Consider the following 14,843-nt stretch of genomic DNA (forward strand, 5'->3'; position numbering starts at 1 on the left):
CGCGGTTTACCCCCCCATGCGACGGCTCAGGTAGCGTTCAAGCTGGGCCATCGCGTCATAGATCAGCACCGCAAAAAGGCCCACGATCAGCCCGCCCTGCAGCACATAGGCGGTGTTGTTGGTCAGCAGCCCGGCGATGATGACTTCGCCCAGGGTGCGCGCGGCAACGGTGGAGCCGATGGTGGCGGTGCCAAGGGCGATGACGACGGACAGGCGGATGCCGGTTAGGATCACGGGCAGGGCGAGGGGAAGCTCCACCCGCCACAGGCGTTGCCAGCGGTTCAGCCCCATGCCGCGTGCGGCCTCCATCGTGGCGGGGGGCAGGGTTGATAGGGCGGTGATCGCGTTCTCGAAGATCGGGAGCAGCCCATAAAGAAACAGCGCCACCAGCGTCGGCCCCGCCCCGAACCCCAAGGCAGGCACGGCAAGCGCCAGCACCGCGACAGGGGGGAAGGTCTGACCGATATTGGTGATCGTGCGCGACAGCGGCAGGAAGGACGCGCCCACAGGACGGGTGACAAAGATCGCCAGCGTCACCGCCACCAGCGTCGCCGCGACAGAGGCAAGGGCCACCAGCCCCAAATGGCTAAGCGAGAGCGACAGCAAAGAGCTGCGTGCGTAAATGACCGGACCACCCGCCGGGGCCAGCGGCGCAAAGAGCGGCGCGAACCAATCGGGCCGTAGCACCAGAGCGAGCAACAGCGCCAGCAAACCGGCGCGTAGCAGGTTGCCCGCTGTCATGCGTGCACCTCGGCGCGGGCGCGGATCGCGTCCAGCGTCACGCGGCCGATGATCTTGCCCTTATCGGTGATCGGCACGGCGCTGCGCCCTGTCCACAGGCAGGCCGACAGCGCGTCGCGTAGATTTGCCTCGCGGGGCAGGGGCGCGCCGTTGGCAGGACCGTCCTCCATCACCTCAGCCAGCGGGGTGAGGGAAAGCAGCCGCAGCGGGCGTTCGACATCGCCCACCATATCGGCCACAAAATCGGTCGCGGGGTGGGTGATGATCTCTGCCGGGGTGGCATGTTGCACCAGCTTGCCGCCATCCATCACCGCCACGCGGTCGCCCAGACGAATGGCTTCCTCCATATCATGGGTCACGAGGATGATGGTGGAGCCGAGCGCCTGCTGGATGCGGCGCAGATCCTCTTGCGCGCGGGTGCGGATGATCGGGTCGAGCGCGCCAAAGGGTTCATCCATGAGGATCAGATCAGGGCGCGAGGCCAGAGCCCGTGCCACGCCGACCCGTTGTTGTTGCCCGCCCGACAGTTCAGAGGGGTAGCGGTGTCGGAATTCTTGTGGTGCCATCGAGAAGAGATCAAGCAGTTCGTCCACGCGGGCGTCGATCTTGTCACGGGTCCAGCCCAGCAGTTGCGGCACCGCGCCGATATTGCGCGCGACCGTGTGATGCGGGAACAGCCCGTGCCCCTGAATGGCATATCCGATCCGCCGTCGCAGGATATGCGGTTTGACGTCGAGCGTTGATTGTCCGTTGATCCGCACCTCTCCCGAAGTGGGCTCTTCCAGCCGGTTGATCAGCCGCAAAAGCGTTGTCTTGCCCGAACCGGATGTGCCCACAATAACGGTGATCGTGCCGGTATCAATGGTCATCGACACGCCATCGACGGCGCGGGCGCTGTCGTAGATTTTGGTGATATTGTCGATCTCTATCATGGGGTCTCCTTGGGGAGGCGGCGGGTCAGGTCGACCAGAATATCCATCACGATAGCCGCCGTCAGGGCCAGCGCGACCGTGGGCAGCGCGCCCAACAGGATCAGGTCTGTCGCGGTCTGGTTCAGCCCTTGGAACACGAATGTGCCAAAGCCGCCGCCGCCGATCAGCCCCGCGATGACCGCCAGCCCGATGTTTTGGACCAGCACGATACGCAGGCCGGTGAGGATCACGGGCAGGCCGATGGGCAGTTCCACGCGCCACAGGCGTTGCGCCGCTGTCATGCCGATCCCGCGCGCGGCGTTCAGGGCTTGCGGCGGCGTGGCGGCCAGTCCGGCCACGGTGTTTCCCACGACGGGCAGCAGCGAATAGAGCACCAGTGCGACAAAGGCCGGTGCAAATCCGATGCCCGCGATGCCCATGCTGCGCGCACCGGGCACGGTGGCACTGACCCAGCCCAGCAGGGGGATCATCAGCCCGAACATGGCGAGCGAGGGGATGGTTTGCAGAAAGCTCAGCACCGGCAGGATCGCGCTGCGTAGCGCGGGCTTGCGGTGGCTCAGAACGCCGATGGGAAAGCCGATCAGCCCCGCCATGCCAAGCGACCCGAAGGCCAGCCACAGGTGACGCGTCGCCTCGGACGCGAAGGCGTCACGGCGCGCGGCAAATTCCTGCATCACCGACAGCGGTGCCAGCGCACCAGAACCGAGCACGACGGACAGGGCCCCCAACACCGCTGTCAGCAATAGTGCGCGCTGAAAGGGCCCCGGTTTCATCGCGGTGATCGCATCGGCCATGAGCAGGGCAAAGATCACCAGCAAGCACCAGAACCCCGCCGCCGGAGAGACCCTAGCGTAATCGCCCGCGCCCTCCAGCAGCGCTGGCGCGCCCTGGACGAGCAGCCACAGCAATCCCGCCAGCCCCACAAGCGGCCCCGCCAGACGCAGCCCCACGTGTCTTGCAGGCAGGCCTAACGCCAGCCCCGCCACGATCGCTGCCAATCCGGGGATCATCTGCGATACGGGGACCACCGCCCAGATCGGCACCGCGTCCCCCGCCACGATGCGGTTTGCGGCCAGCGTCATAAAGGGGGCCAGCATCGCTGCGGCCCCCAGAACGGCAAATAGAACCCCCGGCGCGGATAGTCGCGCCCGAGAGGTCTGCAAGGACATCGTGCCCCGGATCAGTCCAGCACCCCGGCTTGGGTGAGGTAATCACGGGCCACGGCCTCTGCCGGCTCACCGCCGACCTGAATCCGCCCGTTGAGCTTTTGCAGCGTCGCCATATCCAGCCCCTCAAAAATGGGGTTCAGCACCTCGGGGATCGACGGGTATTCGGTCAGCACCTCGGCGCGGACGATGGGGGCGGGCTCGTAGACGGGCTGCACGCCTTTGTCATCCTCCATCACCACCAGACCTGTGGCACCGACACCGCCGTCGGTGCCATAGACCATCGCGGCGTTCACACCCGATGTGCCCCGTGCGGCGGCCTGGATCGTGGCCGCTGTATCGCCGCCGGACAGGATCACCGTCTGGTCCGCGTTCAGTTCAAACCCGTAGGTGTCCTGCATCGCGGGCAGCACCGCGGGGGAGGACACAAACTCGGTCGAGGCCGCGAGCTTGACCGTGCCGCCCTGCGCGACCCATGCGCCGAAATCGGACATGGTGGTCAGGTTGTTGTCTTGCGCCACGGGGCCGGTCACGGCGATGGCCCATGTGTTATTGGCAGGGGCCGAGGTCAGCCATGTGACATCGTTTTGCGCGGAGTCGAGCTCGGCCGCGCGGGCGTGTGCGGCTTCGGCGTCTTTCCACACGTCGCTGTCTGCTTCGTTAAAGAAGAAGGCCGCGTTGCCGGTGTATTCGGGGTAAATGTCGATCTGGCCGGACAGCAGCGCCTCGCGGACAACCTGCGTGCCGCCCAGTTGCAGGCGGCGTTCGACGGGCAGGCCCGCGTCCTCAAGCGCCAGGGCGATGACATTGCCCAATAGCCCGCCTTCGGTGTCGATCTTGGACGAGACAGTGATGTCGGCGGCCGCGGCCGAGGCCAGTGCCGCGGTAAGGGTCGCGGCGGATACGGTGATACGAAGGGAATTTTTCATGAGATACAGGCTCCTTGGCGTAAAAAGTGACTGGTTTGTACAACTTGGGCATCAAGGTAGCGGGCGAAATCGGGAAGCCAAGGGAAATTACTGTGAAAGCGGCAAGCGGCGGGGCGCGCATCGGTCCGCCCGCGCATTTTCGCATTTGTGCGTTGAAGCCGTGCCGCTTAATGACGTCGGCAAAACTCACAAATAGGTCGAAGCAGATATGAAATCCCCCAACCTCGCGCTGGCAGTCGTGCTGTCGGTCCCCTTTGCTCTTCCCGCGTCGCTGTTCGCACAAGGCGCCACAAGCGAGCAGATTGTCGATATCGCAGGTGCCAGCTTTGCGCCGGTAATCGAGCAGTATCGAATCCCCGGATTGGTCGTGGGCATCACCTGGCAGGGGCAGCACAGCTTCTATGCAACGGGTGTGGCGGCGCGCAAAGGCAATGTCGCGGCGACGCCGGATACGATCTTTGAGCTCGGGTCGATCAGCAAGATTTTCACCGCGACGTTGGCCGCATTGGCAGAAGGCCGCGGTATGCTTGATCTGGATGCGCCCGTGTCGGACAGCATACCCCAGCTTGAAGGGGCCGCTTTCGGCGCGATAAGGCTGGTTGATCTATCCACCCATGTCACCGGTGGCTTGCCGCTTCAGGTCCCCGGCGAGGTGGGCAATGTGCCCGAGCTGATCCGCTGGCTAGAGAGCTGGCAACCGCCGCAACCGGGGACACGCCGCTATTCCAACCTCAGCATCGGCTTGCTGGGGCATATCACGGCGCAGACCATGGGGATGTCCTTTGCCCAAGCGGCTCAGGATGTGCTGTTTCCCGCGATGGGGCTTGGCAGCACCTATGTCGACGTGCCGGATGACGCGATGGATCGCTATGCCTTTGGCTATGACCGCAAGACGGATGCGCCCATTCGCGTTAACCCCGGCGTGTTGGCAGATGAAGCCTATGGGGTGAAATCGACCGCCCGCGATATGCTGCGCCTGCTGGATCTGGAGCTGGGGCGCGGTCGCGCAGATCCCGCGCTGACCGCAGCGCTTGAACGCACACGGCAGGGGCAGGCAGAGACGGCCTATTACACCCAAGACATGATATGGGAGCAGTACCCTTGGCCTGTCGAGGTCGCCAGAATGGAGGCGGGCAACGGCTATGACTTTATCCTGTCGCCCCAGCCCGCGACCCGCCTGACCCCACCGTTGCCGCCGCAGCGTGACGTGATCCTGAACAAGACCGGCGCGACCAACGGGTTCGGCGGCTATGTCGCGCTACTGCCGGGGCAAGACCTTGGGATCGTTGTGCTTGCCAACCGCAACTACCCGAACGAGGCGCGGGTTCGTGCGACCTATGCGCTGATCACCGATTTGCTGGCGACGCAGGACTAGCGGGCTTGGCCGGCGCGTTCAGAAGGGGGCGGGTTACGCTGTGCCCAGAAGATCTCGGGCGATGCGGTCAAAGATCCCGCTGCCGATGGGGATAAGGTCATCGGGGAAGTCATAGTCGGGGTTGTGCAAGGCCGCGTGATCCTCCCCCGGTCCGAGACACAGCATCGCGGCTTTGGCCCCCCAGCCGAATACGCCGAAATCCTCCGAAGCGCGCATCGGTACGTTTTCCTCGCCAAAAGGCACGCCGATCGCCTCCATCGCTTTGGTCGCTACGGCATAGGCGTCTGCGTCATTGATCGAAGCGGCGAAATGGTCGTGCACCTCGAAAGAGACGCCCAGACCGTATTCAGCGGCAATCGTTGATGCGATCTCGCGCGCGGCGGCCTCAAGGTTTTCCAGCCCCGCATCGCCGGCGGTGCGCAGAGTGGCAAACACCTCTGCTGCACCCGGCGCGATGCCGAAAGTCGGCTCTCCTATAGTGGCGTGGGTGACGGTGACCAGCCGGAAGTCGTCGTTGCGCGGGCCGCCGTCGCCGTGGCCCAGATCATCCAGCGCGGGGATAAGCCGTGCCACCGCGAGCGCGGGCGATACCCCGTCTTGCGGGTCGGCGGCATGGGCCGTTTTCCCGCTGAGCTTGACCTTGAGCCCCATCGACGCGCAGTTGATCAGCCCCACGCGGGTGGAGACAAAGCCGAACGGACTGCCCGGTTCATTGTGGATCGCAAAGGCCCAATCCGGTTTGATCGCGTCGAATGCGGGGTCGCTGACCACCGCTTTGGCCCCGCTGCCGTCTTCTTCCGCGGGTTGGAACATCAGCACCACGCGCCCCGTGGCAACCGGTTTGCGCGCGATCATGCGCCCCAAGGCCAGCAGCATCGTCATATGACCATCGTGGCCGCACACGTGGCTTTTGCCCGCAACCTCGGACAACCAGGCGATATCGCTGTTGCGTTCTTCTATCGGCAGGGCGTCAAGCTCGGCACGGAACAGGACCGTCGGGCCAGCCGTGCCGCTGTCGAACACCGCCGCGACGCCATGCCCCCCAAGACCTGTCAGGATGCGGGTGGGCGACAGGGGCTTTAGCGCGTGAACGATGGTCTTTGCGGTCTCTACCTCTTCGCCAGAGACTTCGGGGTGGCGGTGCAGCGCGCGGCGAAATTCGGTCAGTTCCACAAGATCACTATTGGTCAACATAAAACGCGACGCCTTCTGCTTCGGGGTTTTCTGGTATGCTACGTCAAAGCCCTAACAAACGCGACGGGTGCAGGGTAGCCGCGTTTGTGCAGAGGGTTCAGGAAACCGCGCGTAGGGGTCGGGACTAGGCGGCAGCCCCGAACCTTTCGCGATACCGGATCGGAGGGACGCCCATCAGTTTGCGGAAATCGCGGCGAAAACTCTCGGCCGAGCCGAAGCCGCAGACCTCTGATATATCGGCCAGCGGGATGGCGCTGTTTTCCAGCAGTTCAGCGGCGCGGGATACCCGTTCAAGCTTGAGCCAGTTGAGAGGGGTGTCGCCTGTCTCTTCGCGGAACCGGCGGGCAAGCGTGCGTCCGCTGGTCGCGGCAGTTTGCGCCATACGCGCCATCGGCCAGTCCTCGTCAAGTGTGGCGCGGATCATATCCTGTAGCGCCGCAAGATCCGACCCCATCCGCGCCTTGGGCTCGGGGCGGGGCACGAACTGGCGCTGCCCGCCATCGCGTTGTGCGGGAAGGACAAGCCGGCGGGCAACAGACGCAGCGACCTGCGCGCCGTGATCCTGCCGAATGATATGCAGCCCCAGATCCAGCCCCGCCGCCGATCCGGCCGAGGTGAAAATTCGGTCGTCTTCCACGAATAACACATCAGGGTCCACGGATATGTCAGGGTAGCGCGCGGCCAGCTTATCGGTGTAGCGCCAATGGGTTGTGGCGCTTTTGCCTGTCAGCAGCCCCGCCGCGGCCAAGACAAAGACACCTGAACAGATCGACGCGATCCGCGCGCCTTGGGCATAGGCGTCTTGCAAGGCGGCGCGTAGCGCGGGCGGGACAGGGGCATCGGCACCGCGCCAGCCGGGCACGATGATCAGGCTGGCTTGCCGCAGCAGATCAAGATCGTCTTGCGCTTCGATCGTGATGCCGCCTGTGGCGCGGATCGGACCGGGTTCGGCCTTAACGGTGGCATAGCGGTACCAATCCGCGAACTCGGGTCGGGGCAGGGCGAAAAGCTCTACCGCGATGCCGAATTCGAAGGTGCACAGCCCGTCATAGGCAAGCGCACAGACCAAGGGGGCGTTTCGGGGCGCAATTTGGGACATTTTGGCAGAATCCGACCGAAGCTTGTCAATATAGCCAGTATCGCGGGTTTCGCAGAAATGGCAATCTTGGATCAGCAACACATACCGGAGGTTTGACATGACCCTGCACCCTGACCTGCTGAGCGCGATAGAGACCTATTTTGACGCGATACACGAGTGTGACACCGACAAGCTGAATGCCGTGTTCCACCCGGAATCAAGCCTGTTTGACGGCGACAATGGGACGGTCTTTGTAGAGCCGATCGACAGTTTCAGCCGCGATGTCGGGGCCCGCGTCTCTCCTGCCAGCACCGGCCAACCGCGCGAGGCAGAGGTGCTGATGATCGACATGCTGTCGCCGCTAAGTGCAACGGTGAAAATCCGCATCCGCGCCCATGACAATGTCTTCGTCGATCACCTTGGTTTCGTGAAGGGCGCGCAGGGGTGGCAGATTGTATCGAAGATCTGGCATCTTGAGCGGCGCATTGATGCTTCCAATGCGGTCTGAGCGGCGGGGCAATTCGATTTTACGACAAAACCAAACATCTGAAAGGGATAGGAAATGACCAAGATGAATGCCGTAGGATGGTTCGATATCTATGTGGACGACCTTGATCGGGCGGTCGGGTTCTACGAAGCCATGCTCGACACCAAGCTGGAGCCGATGCCAGACCCGAGCGGTGAGATGCAGATGATGAGCTTCCCGACCGAGATGACAGCCTATGGCGCGGGGGGCGCGCTGACCAAAGCGCCTTATGCGGGGCCAGGGGTCGGGGGCACGATTGTCTATTTCATGGTCGAGGATTGCGCCACCCAAGAGGAACGCGCGACCAGCGCGGGCGGCAGCGTCGCGCAACCGAAAACATCCATCGGTGAGTTTGGCTGGATCCTCGTGTGTCAGGATACCGAGGGCAATATGGTCGGCTTCCACTCCATGCAGTAGCGGCACAAGTTTCGCTTAAGTGCGCGCTGGCGAGGGGTCACCCCCGACGCCAGTGGCGCGTCAGCCTGCGTCTTTCCACGTCTGGGGCGTCAGGTAGACGACGCTGTCATCGACGCTGACCATCACGTCACCGTCCTGAATATGCACGCCAAGCTTCATCGCGCGGTTGGCCAGCTTTGCCAGCGCCGCGGTGTCATGCTCTGCCAGATTGACGACCTCGAGCTTGTCGAAACGGGCGGTGCTGCTGCGGACCTTGTCCCACCAGACCTCTGCCGTTTTGCCGCCATAAGGATAGATCACGACCCGCGCGGATTTGTTGCAGGACTGCCGGATGATCTTTTCACTTGGCAGCCCGAGAGCCACCCAAACGTCGATCTCGTCGCTCAGGCTTTTTTGCCAGATATCGGGTTCATCATCGGTCGACAGGCCCTTTGTCATCTCAAGATGCTCATGCGCGTTCAGGGCAAAGGCCAGCAGACGGACCATCAGACGTTCATCGGTTTCCGAAGGGTGTTTGGCCACGGTCAGCTTGTGGGTCTCGTAGTAGTGGCGATCCATGTCCGAGACCGAAAGCTCGACTTTGTAGATCAGAGAATTTTGCGCCATGACGTTGCCGGACCCTTGATGACCGGACTGTCCTATACAGTCTGGTGATGGGGGGCAGTACCTGCCGGTGACTGGATAAACAAGGCGAGACTGCGCTGTGGAAAATCATGCGTGTGTGAGTGGTGACGAAATATTCTTTCGCCAAGTGCACTTTCCGTGTAAGATCGACAAACGCGTATCGCGCATGGACCTCTGACAATCCCGTGATCATCTTGGTCCAGACCTGTCAAAGGGTGCCATGAAACCTATGTTGACCAGTTCGAAACCACGCTGTTATACGCGCCCTCCGCCCTAGGCAAAAATTACCCAAGGACAACGACTTAATGATTGAATTCGAATTGAACGGACGGCAGGTCTCTGTCGACGCAGAGCCGGATACGCCCCTGTTGTGGGCGATCCGTGACGAGATCGGACTGACCGGCACCAAGTTCGGCTGTGGCATCGGCGCCTGTGGCGCATGTACCGTGCATATCGACGGGACGGCCACACGGTCCTGCATCACCTATCTTTCGGATGTCGAAGGTATGAAGGTCACCACCATCGAAGGGCTGGACGAAAACGGCAACCACCCTGTGCAAGAAGCGTGGCGGAACCTGCGCGTGCCGCAGTGTGGATATTGCCAGTCGGGTCAGATCATGCAGGCAGCGTCGCTGCTGAAAGACACGCCCAACCCCAGCGATGACGACATCGACGCGGTGATGACCGGCAACCTGTGCCGCTGCATGACCTATACCCGAATCCGTCAAGCCGTGCGCGACGCCGCCACCGCTATGGGAGGCTCCGACAATGGCTAATTTGATTTCCCGCCTCACAGGCGCAGAGACGCAACCCCAGATGACCCGCCGTGGATTCCTTGTCTCCATGACGGCCGTTGGCGTTGCATTCGGCTTCCCGCAGGCGTCGAACGCGGCGATGAACCCTGCGGTGCCGGATGGCACGCCGGTCACGCCCAATGGCGACACGTTCGAGCCGTCGATGTGGTACTGGATCGACGCCGAGGGTCAGGTCAACGTCAACATCATCCGCGCCGAGATGGGCCAACACGTCGGCACCGCCATCGCGCGTATTCTGGCGGACGAGCTGGAAGTCGCATGGGAAAACGTACACATCACCCATGTCGATACGGCCGAGAAATGGGGCCTGATGGTCACCGGCGGCAGCTGGTCGATCTGGCAAAGCTGGCCTGTCTACCGTCAAGCGGGGGCCGCTGGCCGGACCGCCTTGATCGAAGCCGCAGCGGCAAAGTGGGGTGTTGATGCCTCGGGTCTGACCGCACGCGACGGTGCGGTGACCGATGGCACGCAAACCATCAGCTATGGTGATCTGGTGGCCGAGGGGCTTGACCGCAGCTTCACCGAAGAAGAGCTGGCAGCGCTGCCGCTGAAACCCCACGCTGACCTGCGCCTTGTGGGCCAGGACGTGCATCCGCTTGATCTGGATACGAAAACCACGGGTCAGGCGATCTATGGTCTGGATGCCAAGGTCGACGGGATGGTGTACGGCGTGCCGATGCTGCCGCCGACGCGCTATGGCTCCAAGGTGAATGCCGTGGACGATAGCGGTGCCAAGGACATCAAGGGTTACCTTGAAACTGTGGTGATCGAAGACCCGTCGGGCACTGTGCCGGGCTGGGTTGTGGTGCTGGGCAAAACGCTGCACGCGGCGCGTACGGCGACCTACGAGATCAGCGTCGACTGGACCTCGGGCGAGACGGCGAATGTCTCGGAAGAGGATATCCAGGCGCGGTCGCGCGAGCTGATCCAGGGCGAGGAAGGGTCGATCCTGCACACAGAGCAGCCCGACACGACCGCTGCCTTTGATGCCGCCGCCGACATGCTCGAAGCCGAATACACCACGCAATCCGTGCTGCACTTCCAGATGGAGCCGGTGAACGCCACGGTTTTCCAGAACGCCGATGGTGTTTGGGAAACCCACGCGGGCAACCAGTGGCAATCGCTAATCCTGCCCACGCTGGCCGCCGCTTTGGAAGTGCCCGCCGATAAGATCGTGATGCGCAGCTATATGCTGGGTGGGGGCTTTGGCCGTCGCCTGAATGGCGACTATATCGTGCCCGCAGCGCTTGCCTCGAAAGCGGTTGGCAAGCCGGTCAAACTGGTCTTCTCGCGCGAGGAAGACGCGCAGTTCGACAGCATCCGGTCGCCGTCCGTGCAAAAACTGCGCATGGCGTTCGATGATGCCAAATCGGTCACGGGTATGGAGCACCACGCCGCAGCCGGTTGGCCGACGCAGGTGATGGCACCGGGTTTCATGCCCAAAGGTGTCAACGAAGAACCCTATGACCCCTTTGCCATCGACGGTGCCGATCACTGGTACACGGTGGGTGCGCATCAGGTGCGGGCGATCTCGAACGATCTGGCGAATGCGACCTTCCGTCCCGGTTGGCTGCGGTCTGTCGGACCGGGCTGGACCAACTTCGCGGTAGAAAGCTTCATGGATGAAGCGGCGCATAAAGTCGGTGCCGATCCGCTGCAGTTCCGTCTGGATCACCTGAAGGCCGAAGGCATCAACGCGGGCTCTGCGCCTAACGCGGTTGGTGGGGCATCACGTCAGGCCGCTGTTTTGCAGCGCGTGGCAGAGATGTCGGGCTATGGCAGTGCAGAGCTGCCAGAGGGCACCGCAATCGGTATTGCCACCACCTATGGCCAGTCGCGCAGCATGCCGACCTGGACAGCGGCGGCGGTCAAGCTGGCGGTTGATCCTGAAACGGGCGCGGTCGATGTCCAGAAGATGTGGCTGGCGTTTGACTGCGGCACCGTGGTGGACCCCGACGGTGCGCGCGCACAATGCGAAGGTGCAGCGCTTTGGGGACTGTCTTTGGCGCTGCATGAAGGTACCCGGATCGAGAACGGCAACGTCATCGACCTGAACCTCGGGGCCTATACGCCACTGCGTCTGGCCGATGTGCCCGAGCTTGAAATCGACTTTGTCGAAAGCACCGAAGTACCCGTTGGCCTGGGCGAGCCCGGCACCACCGTGATCGCTCCCGCGATTGCCAACGCGATCTTCAACGCGACGGGCGCGCGTGTGCGTCATCTGCCGATCACCGGCGATGCTGTGCTTGCCGCGATGAAGTCCTAAAAACTGATCGGGCGGGCGCAGTCATCGCGCCCGCCCGTTCCGGTAACCCAAGTGCCTGCGGCTGATTCACATCCGGTTGGCACCGTTGCCCATATTTCCCGAAATTTGTTCCTTTTCCCACCGCGCCGCGCCCCTGCGCATCGCGCCGTTCTGCGCAGCGTTTCGCGTGAGGGAGGCACCCCATCAGCTAAAACGCAAAGGATGTGCCACGCAGGCCCCCAGAACGCGAAAAGCGCCCCCGAAGGAGCGCTTTTTCGTTTACCGCCAACTACCTAAGGGGAAGTTGGCTCCGACGGTAGGGATCGAACCTACGACCAATTGATTAACAGCCCCGTCAGTGCCATTTCGCCAGTTTTCTCCGATATACGCTTGATGGTCATAAATCATTGATAATGAACATCTATTCTTGACCGCTTGTGCGCTCGTGACTCATCTTCAGCGCTATAATTCGCTGCTCAGTGCTTCCGTAGTGCTTCCGTAAATGGAGGACGAGAGGGGCAAAATGAAAAGGTGCAAGCAATGTCAAAGTTAACAAAGAGATCAGTTGAAGCGCTCGAAGTCAGCGGCAAGGACTATCTTGTCTGGGACACGGAGCTGTCTGGATTTGGTGTTCGCGTGTTCTCATCTGGCCGGAAATCATATCTGGTGCAGTATAGGGCAGGCGGGAGGACTAGACGTCGCTCGATTGGGCAGCATGGCGCGTTGACCGCTGAGGAAGCCCGTAACGAAGCGCGAAAGCTATTGGGGGAGGTAGCGAAAGGAGGCAATCCCTCTGAGGATCGTCAACAGCATTTGCGCGGGCCGTCGATGGCGGCATTATGTGACCGTTTTCTGACTGAATACGCTGAACACCACTGCAAGCCGTCAACCCGCAAGGGTTATGAAATTGTTGTTCGGACCTGCATCAAGCCCAAGCTGGGGCCGCGTAAAATCGTTGATATCTCCCGCGCAGAAATCGTGGCTTTTCATCATGGCATGCGTGACCGACCATATATGGCAAATCGTGCCGTCAGCATTTTGTCCAAGATGTTCAATTTGGCAGAAGACTGGGGCATGCGCAAAGACGGCGCAAACCCAGCACGTCGGATTAAGAAGTTCAAAGAGGAAGAGAAAAAGCGCTACTTGTCAGATGATGAGCAAGCGAGGCTAGGTGACGTGCTCGCAGAGGCGCTGGAAACGGGGCAGGAGACGCCTTACGTGGTTCCAGCGATATATTTACTAATGCTGACCGGATGCCGCTTAGGAGAGATTCTGACGCTGCAATGGGATTACGTGACCGCCCGTCATTTAGAACTGCCTGACAGTAAGACGGGGCGGCGGCGTATTCCTTTACCGCGTGAAGCCTATGAAGTGATCATGTCGTTGCCGCGTGTAGCTGGCAATCCGTACGTAATCTTAGGAGAAAATGATGAGGGCCACCTGATCAATCTGCAAAAACCGTGGCGGCGGATCAAAGCGAAAGCGGGAATTGATGATGTTCGCATGCATGACCTGCGGCACACTTATGCCAGTGTCGCGGTCATGAGTGGGATTGACCCCTTTCTTTTGAAAGAAATCATGGGTCATAAGAATTTGCAGACCACGCTGCGCTATTCGCACTTCGCAGATGAGGCCGTACAGAAGGCCGCAGGATCGGTCGCCAGTCGTTTGGCTGGAGCTATGAGGCGATCCGTGGTGGCGCAGCCCAAGCTGCGTATCGTGAGCTAATCTTGCCCCGCGAGGCTCGCGCATTGATGGAAATGGTAGATTTGCTATGCTCATCTGTCCGATGATGCTGTTCAAAGAGCAGCGGGCCAGATTGCCAATCGGCTTGCAGCCACGTTGGGAACTGTGGCGTCTTGAGGCGAAACGCGGTTTAAGTACCTTCACTTTAAAGCAGGTCACCGATAGGTGGCACGTTGTGAGGATTGCGCGATGTGGGACCACCGTCTATTCTACGTGTTGAGCGAGGTGTATTGGCGGACGGGTCACGCAATGTATGGCGACATCTGGACGGGATACGAAACCACCTATCGCCCCATGGCCGATTTGTCGGTTTTGCGTCAAAACCACAAGAACGCTGCGCGGGATTTTGACCAACATTTAAGCCAAGCAAAATTCTTGCGTATGCATTACCCCGAGAACGCGACCGACGTGGAATACCAGTCGCACCAAGCGGATATAATAGCCGCAGAAGCCGCTGCGGCTTCTGCTAGGTTAAAGCGAGACCAATTGAGCGACGCATTACGTGTCCCCGAACAAAACCAAGAGAATTTTGATCGCGGTGCAAGTGTTCAGCGACGTCTTGCAAGAGCATTCAGCCATCGTGAACTTACCTTGATCTTTGGGACTGGTTTGCAGGTCGAATGGGATAAATGGGTGCGTCACGCGACCTTCCGCGTAAGTTTCGCACAATCCTTGATCTATGCGCCGTCCGATCTCAGCGGCACAAAACGCGCTATAGGATTCGTAGAGCGGAAAGCTTTTGATGATTGGCTTGACGGGCCTTTCGATATTGAGGTCCGTTTGGCAAAACGTGAGGGTTCGGAACAGTTTTCTGAAATGCGAGATTGGTTTCTCAACTTGATTGCAGCAAACTCCAAAAAGCCGAATAGGGAAGATTGTGAACGCCTATTTTTAAAGGGGTTTTCCCCGAATGGCAAAACCACATTCGCTGATCTTTGGAAAGCCTTTGCGCCAGACCATTGGCGGCAACGGGGCCGCCCAAAATCTTAGATTAGAGAACTTTTTGATTTAGCAGTCCCGATTTTCATTTAATCTAATGTACTGAATTTAATGAA

General features: G+C 61.0%; 14 protein-coding genes. 7 read left to right on the plus strand and 7 right to left on the minus strand.

The window, feature by feature from the left end; all coding sequences use genetic code 11:
- Window positions 1-6: 6 nt before the first annotated feature.
- From B4F27_RS04655 to osmF, 4 genes are read right to left on the minus strand one after another with little or no spacing between them, the layout of a single operon-like run.
- Complete coding sequence (locus tag B4F27_RS04655; protein ID WP_005853104.1) at window positions 7-741, minus strand: ABC transporter permease; 735 nt, start codon at window positions 739-741, stop codon at window positions 7-9.
- Window positions 738-1,673 (minus strand): ABC transporter ATP-binding protein, encoded by a 936-nt coding sequence (locus B4F27_RS04660; RefSeq protein WP_037944089.1) that lies wholly within the window; start codon window positions 1,671-1,673, stop codon window positions 738-740. The genes B4F27_RS04655 and B4F27_RS04660 overlap by 4 nt, the downstream gene beginning before the upstream one ends.
- A complete protein-coding gene (locus B4F27_RS04665; protein ID WP_286758993.1) occupies window positions 1,670-2,842 on the minus strand; it encodes an ABC transporter permease in 1,173 nt (390 codons plus the stop codon). The genes B4F27_RS04660 and B4F27_RS04665 overlap by 4 nt, the downstream gene beginning before the upstream one ends.
- An 11-nt stretch (window positions 2,843-2,853) precedes the next feature.
- Window positions 2,854-3,768 carry a glycine betaine ABC transporter substrate-binding protein OsmF gene (gene osmF, locus B4F27_RS04670; protein ID WP_286758994.1) on the minus strand — a complete coding sequence of 305 codons (915 nt, stop codon included), beginning with the start codon at window positions 3,766-3,768 and terminating at the stop codon, window positions 2,854-2,856.
- Between the two features lie 208 nt (window positions 3,769-3,976).
- Here osmF and ampC point away from each other — a divergent pair, with 208 nt between their 5' ends.
- Window positions 3,977-5,143: a class C beta-lactamase gene (gene ampC / locus B4F27_RS04675; protein ID WP_286758995.1), complete on the plus strand. Its 1,167-nt coding sequence runs from the start codon at window positions 3,977-3,979 to the stop codon at window positions 5,141-5,143.
- Window positions 5,144-5,176: 33 nt separating this feature from the next.
- On the opposite strand, the gene B4F27_RS04680 is transcribed toward ampC, so the two are convergent.
- Window positions 5,177-6,337: an amidohydrolase gene (locus B4F27_RS04680; RefSeq protein WP_286758996.1), complete on the minus strand. Its 1,161-nt coding sequence runs from the start codon at window positions 6,335-6,337 to the stop codon at window positions 5,177-5,179.
- Between the two features lie 124 nt (window positions 6,338-6,461).
- Window positions 6,462-7,436, minus strand: coding sequence for a transcriptional regulator FtrA (gene ftrA, locus B4F27_RS04685; RefSeq protein ID WP_286758997.1), 975 nt, complete (start codon window positions 7,434-7,436; stop codon window positions 6,462-6,464).
- A 97-nt stretch (window positions 7,437-7,533) separates the two neighbouring features.
- On the opposite strand from ftrA, the gene B4F27_RS04690 reads away from it, so the two are divergent.
- Window positions 7,534-7,923, plus strand: a complete 390-nt coding sequence (locus B4F27_RS04690; protein ID WP_286758998.1) for a nuclear transport factor 2 family protein — start codon at window positions 7,534-7,536, stop codon at window positions 7,921-7,923.
- A 54-nt stretch (window positions 7,924-7,977) separates the two neighbouring features.
- Window positions 7,978-8,358, plus strand: a complete 381-nt coding sequence (locus B4F27_RS04695; protein WP_037944097.1) for a VOC family protein — start codon at window positions 7,978-7,980, stop codon at window positions 8,356-8,358.
- 60 nt (window positions 8,359-8,418) lie between these two features.
- Here B4F27_RS04695 and B4F27_RS04700 read toward each other — a convergent pair whose 3' ends face one another.
- Window positions 8,419-8,964, minus strand: coding sequence for a YaeQ family protein (locus B4F27_RS04700; RefSeq protein ID WP_074635026.1), 546 nt, complete (start codon window positions 8,962-8,964; stop codon window positions 8,419-8,421).
- Between the two features lie 323 nt (window positions 8,965-9,287).
- Here B4F27_RS04700 and B4F27_RS04705 point away from each other — a divergent pair, with 323 nt between their 5' ends.
- The 4 genes from B4F27_RS04705 (at window position 9,288) to B4F27_RS04720 (ending at window position 14,778) form a co-directional block, all read left to right on the plus strand.
- Window positions 9,288-9,758, plus strand: coding sequence for a (2Fe-2S)-binding protein (locus B4F27_RS04705; protein ID WP_037962516.1), 471 nt, complete (start codon window positions 9,288-9,290; stop codon window positions 9,756-9,758).
- Window positions 9,751-12,063 (plus strand): xanthine dehydrogenase family protein molybdopterin-binding subunit, encoded by a 2,313-nt coding sequence (locus tag B4F27_RS04710; protein ID WP_286758999.1) that lies wholly within the window; start codon window positions 9,751-9,753, stop codon window positions 12,061-12,063. The genes B4F27_RS04705 and B4F27_RS04710 overlap by 8 nt, the downstream gene beginning before the upstream one ends.
- A 519-nt stretch (window positions 12,064-12,582) precedes the next feature.
- Window positions 12,583-13,770 (plus strand): site-specific integrase, encoded by a 1,188-nt coding sequence (locus B4F27_RS04715; RefSeq protein WP_286759000.1) that lies wholly within the window; start codon window positions 12,583-12,585, stop codon window positions 13,768-13,770.
- 267 nt (window positions 13,771-14,037) lie between these two features.
- On the plus strand, window positions 14,038-14,778 hold the full coding sequence (locus B4F27_RS04720; RefSeq protein ID WP_286759001.1) for a hypothetical protein: 741 nt from the start codon (window positions 14,038-14,040) through the stop codon (window positions 14,776-14,778).
- The last annotated feature ends 65 nt before the right edge of the window (window positions 14,779-14,843 follow it).

Source organism: Sulfitobacter sp. UBA1132, assembly GCF_002311545.1.
Lineage (GTDB): Bacteria > Pseudomonadota > Alphaproteobacteria > Rhodobacterales > Rhodobacteraceae > Sulfitobacter > Sulfitobacter pontiacus.